General features: G+C 56.6%; 16 protein-coding genes. 5 read left to right on the top strand and 11 right to left on the bottom strand.

The annotated features are described in order from the left end of the window. Nucleotides 1–59: 59 nt before the first annotated feature. The 10 genes from AC2FIT_RS20560 to AC2FIT_RS20515 all read right to left on the bottom strand — a co-directional run bounded on the left by AC2FIT_RS20560 (nucleotide 60) and on the right by AC2FIT_RS20515 (nucleotide 7,894). On the bottom strand, nucleotides 60–527 hold the full coding sequence (locus tag AC2FIT_RS20560) for a hypothetical protein (protein WP_496832024.1): 468 nt from the start codon (nucleotides 525–527) through the stop codon (nucleotides 60–62). Further along, nucleotides 524–1,159: a tyrosine-type recombinase/integrase gene (locus tag AC2FIT_RS20555; RefSeq protein WP_496832022.1), complete on the bottom strand. Its 636-nt coding sequence runs from the start codon at nucleotides 1,157–1,159 to the stop codon at nucleotides 524–526. Before AC2FIT_RS20555 ends, AC2FIT_RS20560 begins: the two co-directional genes overlap by 4 nt. A 63-nt stretch (nucleotides 1,160–1,222) precedes the next feature. After that, entirely contained in the window at nucleotides 1,223–1,696 is a 474-nt protein-coding gene (locus AC2FIT_RS20550) for a tyrosine-type recombinase/integrase (protein ID WP_496832020.1), read from the bottom strand. Between the two features lie 261 nt (nucleotides 1,697–1,957). Continuing rightward, nucleotides 1,958–2,383: a hypothetical protein gene (locus tag AC2FIT_RS20545; RefSeq protein ID WP_496832018.1), complete on the bottom strand. Its 426-nt coding sequence runs from the start codon at nucleotides 2,381–2,383 to the stop codon at nucleotides 1,958–1,960. Between the two features lie 259 nt (nucleotides 2,384–2,642). Continuing rightward, nucleotides 2,643–4,571, bottom strand: coding sequence for a 1-deoxy-D-xylulose-5-phosphate synthase (gene dxs, locus AC2FIT_RS20540; RefSeq protein ID WP_496832016.1), 1,929 nt, complete (start codon nucleotides 4,569–4,571; stop codon nucleotides 2,643–2,645). Nucleotides 4,572–4,584: 13 nt separating this feature from the next. Next, a complete protein-coding gene (locus AC2FIT_RS20535; RefSeq protein ID WP_496832014.1) occupies nucleotides 4,585–5,451 on the bottom strand; it encodes a polyprenyl synthetase family protein in 867 nt (288 codons plus the stop codon). Continuing rightward, nucleotides 5,451–5,693, bottom strand: coding sequence for an exodeoxyribonuclease VII small subunit (locus AC2FIT_RS20530; protein ID WP_058272726.1), 243 nt, complete (start codon nucleotides 5,691–5,693; stop codon nucleotides 5,451–5,453). The genes AC2FIT_RS20535 and AC2FIT_RS20530 overlap by 1 nt, the downstream gene beginning before the upstream one ends. Continuing rightward, nucleotides 5,690–6,616, bottom strand: a complete 927-nt coding sequence (locus AC2FIT_RS20525) for a histone deacetylase family protein (RefSeq protein WP_496832012.1) — start codon at nucleotides 6,614–6,616, stop codon at nucleotides 5,690–5,692. Before AC2FIT_RS20525 ends, AC2FIT_RS20530 begins: the two co-directional genes overlap by 4 nt. A 67-nt stretch (nucleotides 6,617–6,683) precedes the next feature. Beyond that, nucleotides 6,684–7,385: a response regulator gene (locus AC2FIT_RS20520; RefSeq protein ID WP_496832010.1), complete on the bottom strand. Its 702-nt coding sequence runs from the start codon at nucleotides 7,383–7,385 to the stop codon at nucleotides 6,684–6,686. Continuing rightward, nucleotides 7,382–7,894, bottom strand: coding sequence for a MarR family winged helix-turn-helix transcriptional regulator (locus AC2FIT_RS20515; protein ID WP_068339620.1), 513 nt, complete (start codon nucleotides 7,892–7,894; stop codon nucleotides 7,382–7,384). Before AC2FIT_RS20515 ends, AC2FIT_RS20520 begins: the two co-directional genes overlap by 4 nt. Before the next feature lie 159 nt (nucleotides 7,895–8,053). On the opposite strand from AC2FIT_RS20515, the gene AC2FIT_RS20510 reads away from it, so the two are divergent. The 5 genes from AC2FIT_RS20510 (at nucleotide 8,054) to AC2FIT_RS20490 (ending at nucleotide 12,581) form a co-directional block, all read left to right on the top strand. Next, on the top strand, nucleotides 8,054–8,920 hold the full coding sequence (locus AC2FIT_RS20510) for a branched-chain amino acid aminotransferase (protein ID WP_496832008.1): 867 nt from the start codon (nucleotides 8,054–8,056) through the stop codon (nucleotides 8,918–8,920). 127 nt (nucleotides 8,921–9,047) lie between these two features. Beyond that, entirely contained in the window at nucleotides 9,048–9,998 is a 951-nt protein-coding gene (locus AC2FIT_RS20505) for an AraC family transcriptional regulator (RefSeq protein ID WP_496832026.1), read from the top strand. 109 nt (nucleotides 9,999–10,107) lie between these two features. Next, on the top strand, nucleotides 10,108–10,473 hold the full coding sequence (locus tag AC2FIT_RS20500) for an SPW repeat domain-containing protein (protein WP_068339612.1): 366 nt from the start codon (nucleotides 10,108–10,110) through the stop codon (nucleotides 10,471–10,473). A gap of 134 nt (nucleotides 10,474–10,607) precedes the next feature. Continuing rightward, the gene (locus AC2FIT_RS20495; RefSeq protein WP_496832006.1) at nucleotides 10,608–12,176 is read left to right on the top strand and encodes an alkaline phosphatase D family protein; all 1,569 of its coding nucleotides are present in this window, start codon (nucleotides 10,608–10,610) and stop codon (nucleotides 12,174–12,176) included. A gap of 207 nt (nucleotides 12,177–12,383) precedes the next feature. Beyond that, on the top strand, nucleotides 12,384–12,581 hold the full coding sequence (locus tag AC2FIT_RS20490; RefSeq protein WP_496832004.1) for a hypothetical protein: 198 nt from the start codon (nucleotides 12,384–12,386) through the stop codon (nucleotides 12,579–12,581). A 247-nt stretch (nucleotides 12,582–12,828) separates the two neighbouring features. Here AC2FIT_RS20490 and AC2FIT_RS20485 read toward each other — a convergent pair whose 3' ends face one another. After that, entirely contained in the window at nucleotides 12,829–13,764 is a 936-nt protein-coding gene (locus AC2FIT_RS20485; protein WP_496832002.1) for a DMT family transporter, read from the bottom strand. Nucleotides 13,765–13,778 lie beyond the last annotated feature (14 nt).

Here is a 13,778-nt window from a genome sequence, read left to right as displayed (position 1 = left end):
AAGATCAGACATGTCACCGCTCGTTTGTTTAAGCCGTGAATCACGACATTGGCCGGAAATCAATGGGTCCTGAGCCTTGGCCTTGAAGCGTCTGATCGAAAAACAGCTTCCAAGTGGCAAGTATTGCGAAACCGACTGAACGCCTTTCTCACTTGCTCAGAGACCGAACTTTCTAATCTGGCGCTTTGTTCCTCCAGCAATGGCCGTGTAACCAGCTTTACTGCTTTGCCCAAAGTTGGCGTTACGCCGTTGAAATAAAGTCGCGCGACCTCGTGCACCACCATTGCAGCGTATCTACGTTCGGACATGTTAGACCTTACGAACTTTCTTTCGAGTATTGCGTCTAACGGGTTCAATTCAACGCTACTGTTATCTGAGATCTCTGACATGTGTCGGTAGGCCTCCCAGATGGTGCTCTCTTTTTCGTTGTCTGGAGCGCCCATTCGAACCAAAACATAAAGATCTGGGCGGGCTATCCAGCTGCCGTCTTCGTTGAACAAGGGAAGATAACGACGATCCTGTTTCATGCGGTGGCCAGTTTTACGACGGTATCGGTGTTGCCGAGGAGATGGGACGCCCAGCGCTCCAGCAATACACGACGTTGGTCCAGGAAGTCGGTTCGGCGGTATGCGCGTTCGACAGAGCTGCCAACAACGTGGCCAAGCATGGTTTTTGCAACTTCATGACGTGCATCGGTTGCCTCCGCCAACCACACGCGGAGATTTGAACGAAATCCATGCGGACGGGCGCTCATGCCACGACGCTCCATCAATCTCGACATCGTGGCGTCTGAGATCACCCCTTTCCGAATACTCGGAAACAGATAGCCGTCGCGAGCATGTCGCCACGCGTCTCCAAGAACATGAAGCGCTTCATTCGAAAGCGGAACACGGAACTCAGCGGTAGCGCCCTCACGCCCTTTCATCTGTTCTGCCGGAATAGTCCAGACATCACCATCGACCTGCTCTTCCCTCAAGTACCGTATTGGCCGTGACCGTACCCCGGTCAAAATCAGAAGTTTCAGAGCAAGGTGGGTGACTGTACCTTCGTCCAAACTTTTGTAGAACTCGGGCACTTCACTCCAGGCAAGCGACGGAATGTTGGTGGTGGCCTTACGCGGTTTGCCAAGCAATGCACGCGCCTTCCTGGGGGCCTGCAAGTCTACATCAATGCCCAGCGCGGCTGCATGCTCCAGACAAATAGATGTCCGCGTCAGCGCCTTTCAAGCCGTCTCGGCTTTCTCATTCCAGATAGGCGCAAGGCAATCCCGCAGATCGATCTGAGTAATTTTAGCAACGGGCACATGACCAAGTTTGGGTATAACGTGTAACTCCAGCGGGTTAAACCAACGCCCCGCTTTTCCGCCACTCCGCAACTCGGACTTCCGAGCTTCAAACGCATCCCGAGCGATGTCTCTAAACAGATGCAAATTGCGCTGGGCTTCAACACGTCGTTTCTGCCGCTCTCTGATCGGATCTCGGCCTTCCCGCAGTTGGCGCCGGGCTGCGTCAGCTGTTTCCCGCGCCTCCGCCAAGCCAACATCCGGCCACCTCCCGAGGCCCAACTCCCGTCGCTTGCCGAAAACCGTCAGTCTAAGAACCCATTTACCGCTTTTGGAATCTGCCTTCACAAGCCAGAGCCCAGCGCCATCGCAGTGCTTTCCAGCCTCAAGCGCAATGACGCCACGCGCGCTCAATTTGTTTTTCGCTATATATCTCTCTCTACCAGTCCACCTATTGGTCCACCCCTAGGTATGGTACGTGCTGCCACTAGTCGAGATCAATTGAGGCGAGTTGATAGAGATAAATTAAATTTTTTCATATACTTAATCTCTATCTGAGATTTTTCGAGACATCTACATATTGGAATTCAGTGCCCTCTTTAGGCACCATTTTCCCAAGTCTGTGAAAAATTCACGTTGGGTGACAGTCTGCCAAGGCTCAAAGCGCATCAGCGGCTAAAGACATTCCTGCACGCCAAGGCGTATGAGATAGTCACCGGAAACAAGAAAAAGTTCGCTGGGTCCGGCGTATCTGGCTTTGGACATAAACCAGTTTTTGACCGGAGTCGGGTAGTAGCTGGATAGAGATGCGCTTTTTCTTTCGAATTCACTGGCCGTCATTTCCGTGCGATTCACCCGGTAGGGGCCGTGAAAACCAAATACTGTTTTGCGAGAAATGCAGACATCATCCGCACCCAGAAGCATAGTGCAACTGGAATGACAAAAGTCCCCGGTTATCCAGAACTGTGTATTGGTCCGGTTGGCGATTTCAATCTGGATCAAACGGTCCAAGATACGCCCGCCAGAATCGTTGCCGACCTGTATATCTTTTGACGCCGCTGGCACGCTCGTCAGAAAGAGTGCCACCAGCGCCGCAATCATGTTTCTCATCCGCCCGCCTGCTCAAGGGTGGTTTTTTGTTTTGACTACCTGTAGCAGAAAAACATATGCGCAAAAATATTGCGGAAGAATATGAGAGAATCCTGTGTTCTCAATAACTCACCCGAAGTGAATCAGCCTGCCTCCGTAAACGGGGCCGTAGCGGCGCGTTGGGTTTCAAAGGCAGGCATTCAACCTGAGGTGCAGCCGAAAAGGAATTCTCATTAGAGGTTGCGTTTTGATGTCTGATAGTTCCGACGCGTCACGCGCGTTTTTCACCAAGGGACGCAACGCCCAAGACCGACAGAACCTTGGCCTCGATCTGTTGGGCGTTCAGGCCCGCAACAGTGTACATGTCGGATGGGCTGGCCTGATCAATAAATGTATCCGGTAGCACCATTGAGCGGTACTTCAACCCGTGATCGAACACGCCCTCATCCGCCAAAAGCTGCGCCACGTGACTGCCGAAACCGCCAATGGCACCTTCTTCGATGGTTATCAGAGCCTCGTGGTTCGCGGCCAGTTCAAGGATCAAATCTCGGTCCAGTGGTTTGGCAAACCGAGCATCGGCAATGGTTGGGGTAATGCCCCGGGCCGAGAGAGCCTCTGCTGCTTTCTGAACTTCTGCCAGACGGGTTCCGAACGAAAGTATCGCCACGCGTGCGCCTTGTTGGATCAGGCGGCCTTTGCCGATCTCAAGAACTTCACCACGTTCGGGCAGATCGACGCCCACGCCTTCACCCCTCGGGTAGCGGAAGGCAATAGGGCCTTCATCATGAGCCGCCGCAGTGGCGACCATGTGCATCAGTTCGGCTTCATCCGCAGCCGCCATGACTGTCATACCGGGCAGGTTGGACAGGTAGGCGATATCGAACGACCCCGCATGGGTTGCGCCATCGGCGCCGACCAGACCGGCGCGGTCAATGGCAAAGCGTACCGGCAGGCGCTGGATCGCTACATCATGCACCACCTGATCATACCCGCGCTGCAAAAACGTAGAGTACATTGCGCAGAACGGTTTCATCCCTCCGGCAGCCAGCGCTGCGGCGAAAGTCACGCCATGCTGTTCGGCAATCGCAACGTCGAAACAGCGCGAAGGATAGCGTTCGGCAAACAGATTCAGGCCGGTTCCGTCCGGCATCGCGGCGGTGACAGCGACGATCTTGTCGTCGCGCCCGGCCTCGTCCACCAGCGTCTTGCCAAAGACCGAGGTATAAGATGGTGCGTTGGACGGCGTCTTTTTCTGTTCACCCGTCACCACGTCGAATTTCGCGGTGGCATGGCCCTTGTCGCGGGCCTGCTCAGCTGGGGCATAGCCCTTGCCCTTTTTGGTCAGCACGTGGATCAGAATCGGGCCGGTCGCCCGTGCCTTTACCGTGCGCAGCACCGGCAGAAGCTGGTCCATATCATGCCCGTCAAGCGGGCCGATGTAGGAAAACCCCAACTCTTCGAACAAAGTGCCGCCCACGGCCATACCTTTCAGCATTTCCTTGGCGCGCTTGGCGCCCTCGCGGAACGGTTCGGGCAGCAGCGAGACCGCGCCCTTGGCGGCGGCTTTCAACTCGTGGAACGGGGCTTCGGTGTAGATACGCGACAGATAGTTCGACAGCGCGCCAACAGGTGGCGCGATGCTCATGTCGTTGTCGTTCAGGATCACGATCAGGCGCTTTTTCAGATGGCCCGCGTTGTTCATCGCTTCAAAAGCCATGCCCGCCGACATTGAGCCATCGCCAATCACGGCAATCGCGTCACCCAGCCCTTCCGGTGTGACACCGCCCAGATCGCGGGCAACCGCAAACCCAAGCGCTGCGCTGATCGAGGTTGAGCTATGTGCCGCGCCGAACGGGTCATAGGGGCTTTCGCTGCGTTTGGTGAAACCGCTCAGGCCGTCTTTCATGCGCAGGGTGCGAATACGATCGCGCCGCCCGGTCAGGATTTTGTGGGGGTAGCATTGGTGCCCCACATCCCAGATGATCTTGTCACGCGGGGTATCAAAAACGGCATGCAGCGCAGTCGTCAGTTCCACCACGCCAAGCCCGGCACCCAGATGCCCACCTGTGACCGAAACGGCCGAGATCGTCTCGGACCGTAATTCCTGTGCAAGCTGGGTCAGTTGCGCATCTGAAAACTGTTTGAGATCCGCAGGGCGGTTTACAAGGTCCAGCAGAGGCGTTTTCGGGCGGTCAGTCATTGGCGATCCTGGCTTAGCTGTCCCGGGCAATAACGAAGCGGGCAGCATCCTTCAAGGTTTCAGCCGATGCGCCATAGCCTGTAAGGGCGGCGCAGGCTTGTTCCACAAGCTCCGAAGCCCGGGCCTTGGCTGCATCCAAGCCCAGTAACGAAACAAAGGTGGCTTTACCGGCCCTGGCGTCTTTTTGCAGGCGTTTTCCGGCTTTTTCGGTATCACCTTCGACATCCAAGATGTCGTCTGCGATCTGAAAGGCAAGACCAAGCGCCCGGGCATATTGGCGCAACGGCGCGGGGTCAGCCTGCGCCAGCCGAGCGCCTGCGCAGCCTGACCACTCGATCAATGCGCCGGTCTTGCCGGCCTGCAAACGCGTGATCTCGCTCAGCGTAAGCGGGGATGCAGCCGTCTCAGCGGCAATATCCAAGGCTTGCCCCAACACCATCCCCTGAGCGCCGCTGGCCTGGGCAAGTGTCAGGGCCAGATCAGCGCGCACGTCGGCTGAGCCAACCTCGGGCCGCGTACAAAGTTCGAATGCCAGCGTGTGCAACGCGTCACCTGCCAGAACAGCCGTGCCCTCATCCCATTTCATATGCACGGTCGGGCGACCACGACGCAGGTCATCGTCATCCATGCAGGGCAGATCGTCATGTACAAGCGAATAGGCGTGTAACGCTTCAATCCCCGTTGCGGGCCAGATTGCGCGGTCAATGTCCACCTGATGCACACGTGCACTTTCAAGCACTAGAAAGCCGCGCAACCGCTTACCCCCTTGCGTGGCATAGCTCATCGCCTGCGTGACATCCACGTCGCTCAGCGCGCCCAGAACCAGATCAAACTGCTTCTGAATCCGCGCCGCATCCTGCGCCAGTCTTTCGCGAAACATTACTGACCTTCGACAGGCGTTGTCCCGGTTGGCTGACCGTTGGCGTCCAGGGTGATCGCGGCGACCTTTTCCTCGGCCCGTTTCAGCTCATCCTCGCAGCGCTTTTTCAGCGCAGCACCGCGTTCGTAAAGAGCGATCGACTGATCCAGCGCCACGTCGCCGCGCTCAAGCTGGCCAACCACGGCCTCAAGCTCTTTCATAGCCTGTTCGAATGTCATCTGGTCTACGGGGGTATCGGTCATCGGGCTGCCTTCATCAATTCTTCCACATGGGCGCGTGTGGCCTCGGCCAGTGCGTTCAGATCATACCCGCCTTCCAGAGTCGAGACGATACGTCCGTCGCACATCTCATCGGCTATCTTGCACAACTCAGCCGTGATCCAAGCGAAATCGCCAGTAGACCAGTTCAGATTAGCCAGCGGATCGTCCTGATGCGCGTCGAATCCGGCAGAGATGATGATTAGTTCGGGCTTGAAAGCGCGCAGGCGGGGGAAGGCCTGATTTTCATAGGCCGCGCGCATCTCGGCCCCGCCGGTTCCCGGTGATAGCGGTATGTTGAGAACGGTCTCATACGCGCCTGTCTCATCCGCTCGCCCGGAACCGGGCCAAAGCGGCATCTGTTGGCTGGTGATCAACAGCGCGCGCCCTTCATCCCACAGTAAATCCTGCGTGCCGTTGCCGTGGTGCACGTCAAAATCAACCACCGCGACCCGGTTCAACCCGTGATGGTCCAGCGCATGCTTGGCCGCCAGCGCTGCATTGCCGAACAGGCAGAAACCCATTGCAGTCTCTGATTCAGCGTGGTGCCCCGGAGGCCGGATCGCACAAAACGCATTCGGAGCCTCTCCGCCCAACACCATATCCACTGCGCGTACCACAGCCCCTGCTGCACGATACGCGGCATCGACAGAACCGGCAGACATGAATGTATCGCCGTCAATTTGCGCAAAACCATCAATGGGGCAAGAATCGCGAATATCCCGGATGTAGCTTTCCGGGTGAATCCGCAAGAGATCGTCATCGGCTGCCAAAGGTGCAGTTGTCCGGCGAAGGTCCAGCGGTTCCAACGCATGCAAAACATGCTCCAGCCGCGCCACCCGTTCAGGATGCCCGTCCGGCGTGACATGCCTGAGGCAATCCGCATGGGTTAACAGCGCGGTCTTCATCACGATCCCCTGTTCATTCGGCTAAAATACTCATGCAGAGGACATAAAACCGTCTTTGGTAGCAAAATCAATCCGGTGCCAGCATATATCCGGCGCCGCGCACCGTTTGCAGGTATCGCGGTTGTTTCGGGTCCTGTTCGATCTTGCGGCGCAGGCGAGTGATCTGCACATCGACAGCACGTTCCTGCGCCTGACCCTTGTCGCGCCCCAGATCCTCGACAAGCTTGGCCCGGCTGATCGGCTCGCCGGGTTGAGTCGAGAAAATCTTCATCAACTGGCTTTCTGTTGCGGTCAGGCGCACGGGTTCTTCGCCCTGCCACATCTCGCCGCGCTCAACATCATAGCGGATTGGGCCGAGGTTCAGGATCTTGCTTGCAGTATCCTGCGCAGGCGTTTCCGGCATGCGCCTCAGGATCGCGTTGATCCGCAGCAACAGTTCTTTTGGCTCGAACGGTTTGGCAAGGTAATCATCTGCCCCCGCCTCAAGCCCGGAGATACGATGCTCGGTCTCGCCGCGCGCGGTCAAAAGAAGGATCGGCGTCGTATGGGTGTCGCGCAGCGTTCTGGTCAGACTTACGCCATCTTCGCCGGGCATCATCACGTCCAAAACGATCATGTCGAAATCCAGTCCGGACAAGACCCGCCGCGCATGGGCCGCATCACGGGCAGCCGTCACCAGAAATCCGTTTTTCATCAGGAATTTCTTGAGCAGATCACGGATACGCTCATCGTCGTCGACGATCAGCAGGTGGGCGTCCATATCGCTCATGAGGTCGTGTCCCGCAGTTTTGTATAGGCATGACGCATATCAGCATCCATCATTGCTTCAAGCACTTTGCGAAATCCTGATACTGCCTCGGGGCCAGCTTCCTTGTAAGCGGCACGCATCCGTACACGCTGGGCTTCGGACAGCCGAGCCTCAAGCGCCTTCCCCTTTTCAGTCAGAAACAGGTGCCGCTCGCGCTTGTCAGTGGTGCCCACGCGGCTTTCGACAAGGCCATCTTCGATCAAGGTTCGCAGAACGCGGTTCAGCGACTGTTTCGTAACCCCAAGAATGGCCAGCAAGTTGTTGACCGTTGTGCCCGGTGCGCGGTTGATGAAATGGACGGCCCTGTGATGCGCCCTGCCATAGGCCATCTGCGTCAGAATGCGATCGGGGTCGGCAGTGAACCCGCGGTAAGCGAAAAACATCGCCTCGATCCCTTGCCGCAACTGTTCGTCAGTCAAAAACAAAAGGCTTTCTCCGCCAAAGACTTGGGCGGGGCGAGTATCCGACATAGTTTGCCTCATTCGTTACATAAGTCGACTTTATGTCAGCGTTATTGACATTCCAAGAGCGGACAGGTATCGAGCCGAAGTTTTTGCGCAACTTTGCTTCCGCAAACGTGTAAAATGACGCAACAATTGAAAAATTCAACCCGGTTCAGGAGGTTTCGGATGGCGGGGTATGATGATCGTGATGGCGTGATCTGGATGGATGGTAAGCTGGTGCCGTGGCGTGACGCCAATGTTCACATCCTGACCCACGCAATGCACTATGCATCCTCGGTTTTCGAGGGTGAGCGCGCATATAACGGCAAGATCTTCAAAAGCCGTGAGCATTCCGAACGCCTGATTGCATCGGCCGAGGCACTGGACATGCCGATGCCCTACACCGTTGATCAGATCGAAGCCGCCAAGAAAGAGGCTTTGGAAGCCAGTGGCTTGCAGGATGCGTATGTTCGCGCTCTGGTCTGGCGCGGATCGGGTGAGGATATGGGCGTAGCCTCTGCCCGTAACCCGGTGCACATGGCCATCGCGGTCTGGCCTTGGGGTGCCTATTACGGTGACGCCAAGATGCAGGGTGCCAAGCTTGACATCGCCGAATGGAAGCGCCCAAGCCCCGAAACCATCCCGGTCCATGCCAAGGCGGCGGGTCTTTACATGATCTGCACGATCTCCAAACATAAGGCCGAGGCCAAAGGCTGCTCGGATGCTCTGTTCATGGACTACCGCGGCTATGTGGCCGAGGCGACGGGCGCCAACGTGTTTTTTGTCAAGAATGGTGACGTTCACACACCCCTGGCGGATTGCTTCCTGAACGGCATCACGCGCCAGACAGTGATCCAGATGCTGAAAGACAAGGGCATCACCGTGATCGAGCGTCACATCCAACCCGAAGAGATGGCTGACTTTGAACAATGCTGGCTGACGGGCACTGCAGCCGAAGTCACGCCCGTCGGCCAGATTGGTGATTACACGTTCGAGGTGGGTGATATTACTCGCGAGATCGCCGCAGATTACGAGGCGCTGGTCCGCTCCTGATCCGCGCTATCCGCAATTTCTCAAAACCCCCGTTGTTCGCGGGGGTTTTTCCTTGCCAGCCGTTCAAGCTTTTGTGCAGATGGTTCAAACGGCTGGACGAATGGGCAGCCGCGTGTACGTTACTCTCATGTTGGACCTGCTCAGCGATATCCTGACTCGCCTGTCTCTACGTGGGACGTTCTATTTTCGAACGTCCTTTACGCCGCCTTTTGGTATTCAGGTTCCGGCCTTTCAGAACGTTGCGCGTTTCCATTTTGTACAACGCGGTGAGCTGAAGGTTCACGTCTCTAACGCTGGGGAAACTCTGCGTCTGAAGCAAGGAGACCTGATTCTGATACCGCACGGATCGGCTCATGCATTGCTGTGCAATGAGGTCACGCCGCTGGACGCTTTGCCGTTAGAGCAGGTTTTGGAAGATGCGGGCTACAAGGGTGACGGCGTCCTGATTCACGGTGGTGGGGACGAAGATCGGGATACGCAACTGATTTGCGGTCATTTCTCGTTTACCAGCCCGCCCGGCCGGCAAGGCACCGGTCATATGCTGATCGACCGCCTGCCGCCTTACATCCTGATCGAAAATTATGGTGAAGATGCGGGCATTTGGATTGAGGCCACCCTGCGGATGATCGGGTCGGAGATCAACGGCGCGCGGATCGGTGGTGACCTTATTGCGATGAAAATGTCCGAGGTGCTTTTCGCGCAAGCCATCCGCGCGCATCTTGAGCGTCAATGTCCCAGTGATACTGCCCTTGCTGGCTTTGCCGATCCCCGGGTCTCACGGGCGCTGACTGCGTTTCATCAATCTCCGGCGCAAGAATGGAGCGTCGAATCGTTGGCGCGTGAGGCCGGCATGTCGCGTACCGCTTTCGCGCAGTTGTTTGCCGAGAAGATCGGAACCACGCCAATGCAATACCTGACCGACTGGCGGATGCAGATCGCCTGTCACGGGTTGACCGAAAATCGCTGGAACGTGGCCGACGCCGCAGCAGAGGTGGGCTATGCGTCCGAGGCCGCCTTTTCCCGCGTTTTCAAGAAACAGATCGGCCTGTCACCGGCGGCATACCGGTCAATGTACTGATCGGACTCAACTCTGAACGATCTGCAATGTTTTCTGGACGATCCAGACTTAAACGTACGGAACCCCTAACCTAGCTTGAAGCCATGCCAAGCAAGGAAAGGAAATCTTAATGTCCGTTCGTTTCGTTACCCGCACCATTCACGCCTATCTGGACTATCCAGTGGCCGTGGCGCTGATGGCGCTGCCTTTTGTTCTGGGTCTTGGGGACTCGAACCCGATGGCTTTCTGGTTGTCGGTTGTCACCGGTGTGGCGGCGTTTGTACTGACCGTTCTGACCGATCACCACCTGGGAATGTGGCGGGTGCTGCCCTATAAATTCCACCTGGCTGTCGATCTTCTGGTTGGGCTTACATTCTTGGCCGCACCCAGCCTGTTTGGGTTTTCGGGCATTGATGCGATATACTACTGGCTGAACGGCGCGGCGGTGGTCGCCGTTATCTCGCTCAGCGCGCCGGAACAAAGGGCAACTGCTTGAGCGATTTTTTCAAGCAGTATCACCTCACCGTCGTGATACTTTCATGATTATGAGCCGCCTGTTGTCTGACAGGCGGCTTACTGCCGCTCACCAATCGCGGGGCCTTGAAACGGTCGCCAGACAGGAGCGCAGTAATGACCCGAATTCTTCGCCCCAACCGCCGTGCACTCTTGACTGGCAGCGTTGCCTTTGCGGTGTCATTGTCGATGCCTGCGATCAGTCGCGCCAGCGCGCGACCGGTGGTTACGCATGGCGTACAATCCGGGGATGTTGACACTACAACCGGCATGATCTGGACCCGAACAGACCGGCCTGCGCGCGTGATGATGGAGGTGTCGACCACCGAAAGCTTTGCCAATGCCCGCAAGCTGACCCCTATAGATGCTATCCCAAACAGCGATTTTGCCGTCAAACGGCTGATCGAAGGGCTGCCCTCGGGTCAGGATATCTTCTATCGGTTCGTTGCAGCGGACCTGAGCGACATAAACGTTCTGTCAGAGCCTATTACAGGCCAATTCCGTACCGCGCCCACCAGCCGCAGAAACATCCGTTTCGTCTGGTCAGGCGACACGGCGGGTCAGGGCTGGGGCATCGATGACGATGGGATGCGCACCTACGCCACCATGTCGCAGCACAGGCCGGATTTCTTCATTCACTCCGGCGATACTGTCTATGCCGACAACCCTATGCAAGACGAGGTCGAAAAAGACGGGCAACTGATCTGGAAAAACACCACCCTGATCGACGAGAAACGCAAGGTGGCCGAGACGCTGCCCGAATTCCGTGCCCAGTGGAAATACAACATGATGGACCAGCATGTGCGCGCGATGAATGCTGTCTGCCCAACCTTTTTCCAGTGGGACGATCACGAGGTGGTCAACAATTGGTCCGGCTCCAAGGATCTGACAGAGGATGAGAGATACACCGAGAAATCGGTTCACGTGCTGCAATCTCGCGCAAGCCGGGCATTCCATGAAATGACACCCTTGCGGTTCACCCCAGTCGAACCGGGTCGGGTTTACCGCAAAATTTCGTACGGTCCGATGCTCGATGTGTTCTTTCTGGACCTGCGTAGCTATCGCGGGCCGAATGGGCCGTCGATGGAAGCAGAGATTACGGATCAGTCCCGTATTCTTGGGGCGGAACAACTGGCTTGGTTGAAAAGTGCGTTGGCCACGTCGCCGGCAACCTGGAAGGTGATCGCCTCAAACATGCCGATCGGATTGATCATTTGGGATCGCTGGAAAGGCCAAAAATGGGTTGAGGCGATATCGAACGGAGATAGCGGTCCGCCGAAGGGGCGCGAGCTTGAGATCGCGGACCTGCTGCGGTTTATCAAGGCTGAGAGTATCGTAAACACTGTCTGGGTCACAGCGGATGTTCACTACACCGCGGCGCACTACTACGACCCTAACAAAGCCCAATTTCAGGATTTTGAGCCTTTCTGGGAATTTGTCTCGGGCCCGCTGCACGCCGGGACATTTGGGCCTCGGGTGCTGGATGGAACCTTTGGGCCCGAAGCAAAATTTTTCAAAGCCCCGAGCAAAGAGCAGGGCCCTAATTTACCACCAAACGCCGGGCTGCAATTTTTCGGCCTTGTCGATATCGACGGGGAGACGCAGCAGATGACGGTGCGCCTGATGGACCGGGCCGATACCGAGCTGTGGTCAGTCACGCTCGACCCGCAATTGCGCGATCTCTGATCACGTAAAGCTCACGCATACGTTGCAATGGCGCGATTACTTTTCCTCTTGCCTTGTCCGACAAAAAAAATCAGATAATAGCCAGTGCCGGATGCGTAGCAACACGGCACAGGGCTTCGATGTGGTTTGCGTACGTAGCGCAAAACTTGGTGACAACGTTTCGCCGCCTTGGAAACGATCACCGCTTGGCACGGTTAGATTACTGACATGGACGAAAAGCTGGACGAAATCTTGGCAATGTACGAAGCCGCAAGAGCTTGCGGATGCTGCTGTGATGACGACTTCTGCGCCTATGTCGAAAAGAAGAAAACACTTGAAAAAACAGACGAGGCAGAACACCTGCCCGAACGCGCTGCCAGTCGTCGCGGGTCAGTTCGTCATCTATTCGAACACGCGTTCCGCTAACGGATCCGGTCAAGGGCCGCTTGGGTTTAAATCCTGGATATCCCCACCGCGCTTGCGGGGCATCACGCCCCGTCTGGAGAACGCTGATCTTGTCCGACCGTACATTCAACCCGCCGATAACCTAATCGATATTCGTAGCGCATTGCGATGTTGATTTTGCACAGTTTTAAACATCCTGCGCGTCGCTGGTGATAAACCCTGAACTTGTGCTGGTCACATTCCATGGCATGTTCGGCACGGCTAAAGATCATGCTTTGGGGTCGGTCACGGCGCGGGCCTTGCCGCGTTCAAGCCCCAACTGATGTTCGCGCCAGATCACCACGATATTGCCAGCAATTACCAGCGCTGCACCAGCCAGCATCACCAGTGTTGGCAGCTCGCTGAACCAGACATAGCCGATAACAATGGCGAAAAGCATCGAGGTATAGTCATAAGGCGCCAGCATAGACGCCTGACCAAATCGATAGGACGATGTGACAAGGATTTGCGCAACGCCCCCGATGAGGCCGGCCAGAACCAGTATAGCGGCTTGGTCCCACGTCGGCAGCACCCAACCCCAGAACACGGTCATCCCCGACAGGATGGTCGCCGTCATCGAAAAATAGAATACGATCGCGGCGGGATGGTCGACCTGCACCAGTTGCCGGATATGAATCTGAACAAAGGCACGGGCGACGGTCGCACCCAAAATACACAGGGCACCCAGTGTGGCTGCCGCCTGCATCGTGTCACCATCCAAACGGGGCCAGATCATGATCAGAACCCCAAGCAACCCGATTGAGACTGCGGCGATCCGAATTGCACGAATACTCTCACCCAGCATGATCGCAGCCAGGACAAGGGTAATAATCGGCGTTGCATAGCTAATGGCAGTGGCTTCCGGCAAGGGAATTAGACCTAAGCCGGTGAATGTCAGACCCATCGCCGTTGTCCCAAGAACACCGCGCCAGAAATGCCCCATCGGTTTGCGCACGACAAAGCCTTGCGCCAATTCTCCGCGCGCGACCAGCCAGATCACGATGACTGGAATGGCAAACAGCGACCGGAAAAACACCATCTCACCCGGTGGGAAGTGATCGGACTGCGCCTTGATCAGCGCGGCCATGACGGTGAACAGAAACACCGCGCCCACCTTAAGAGCGACGGCCAGCAGAGGTCGATGCGATGTTAACGATTTCACCATGCGCGCGACCCTGC

The organism is Ruegeria sp. YTSA135, assembly GCF_059610165.1.
This window is presented reverse-complemented; position numbering and strand designations above follow the sequence as displayed.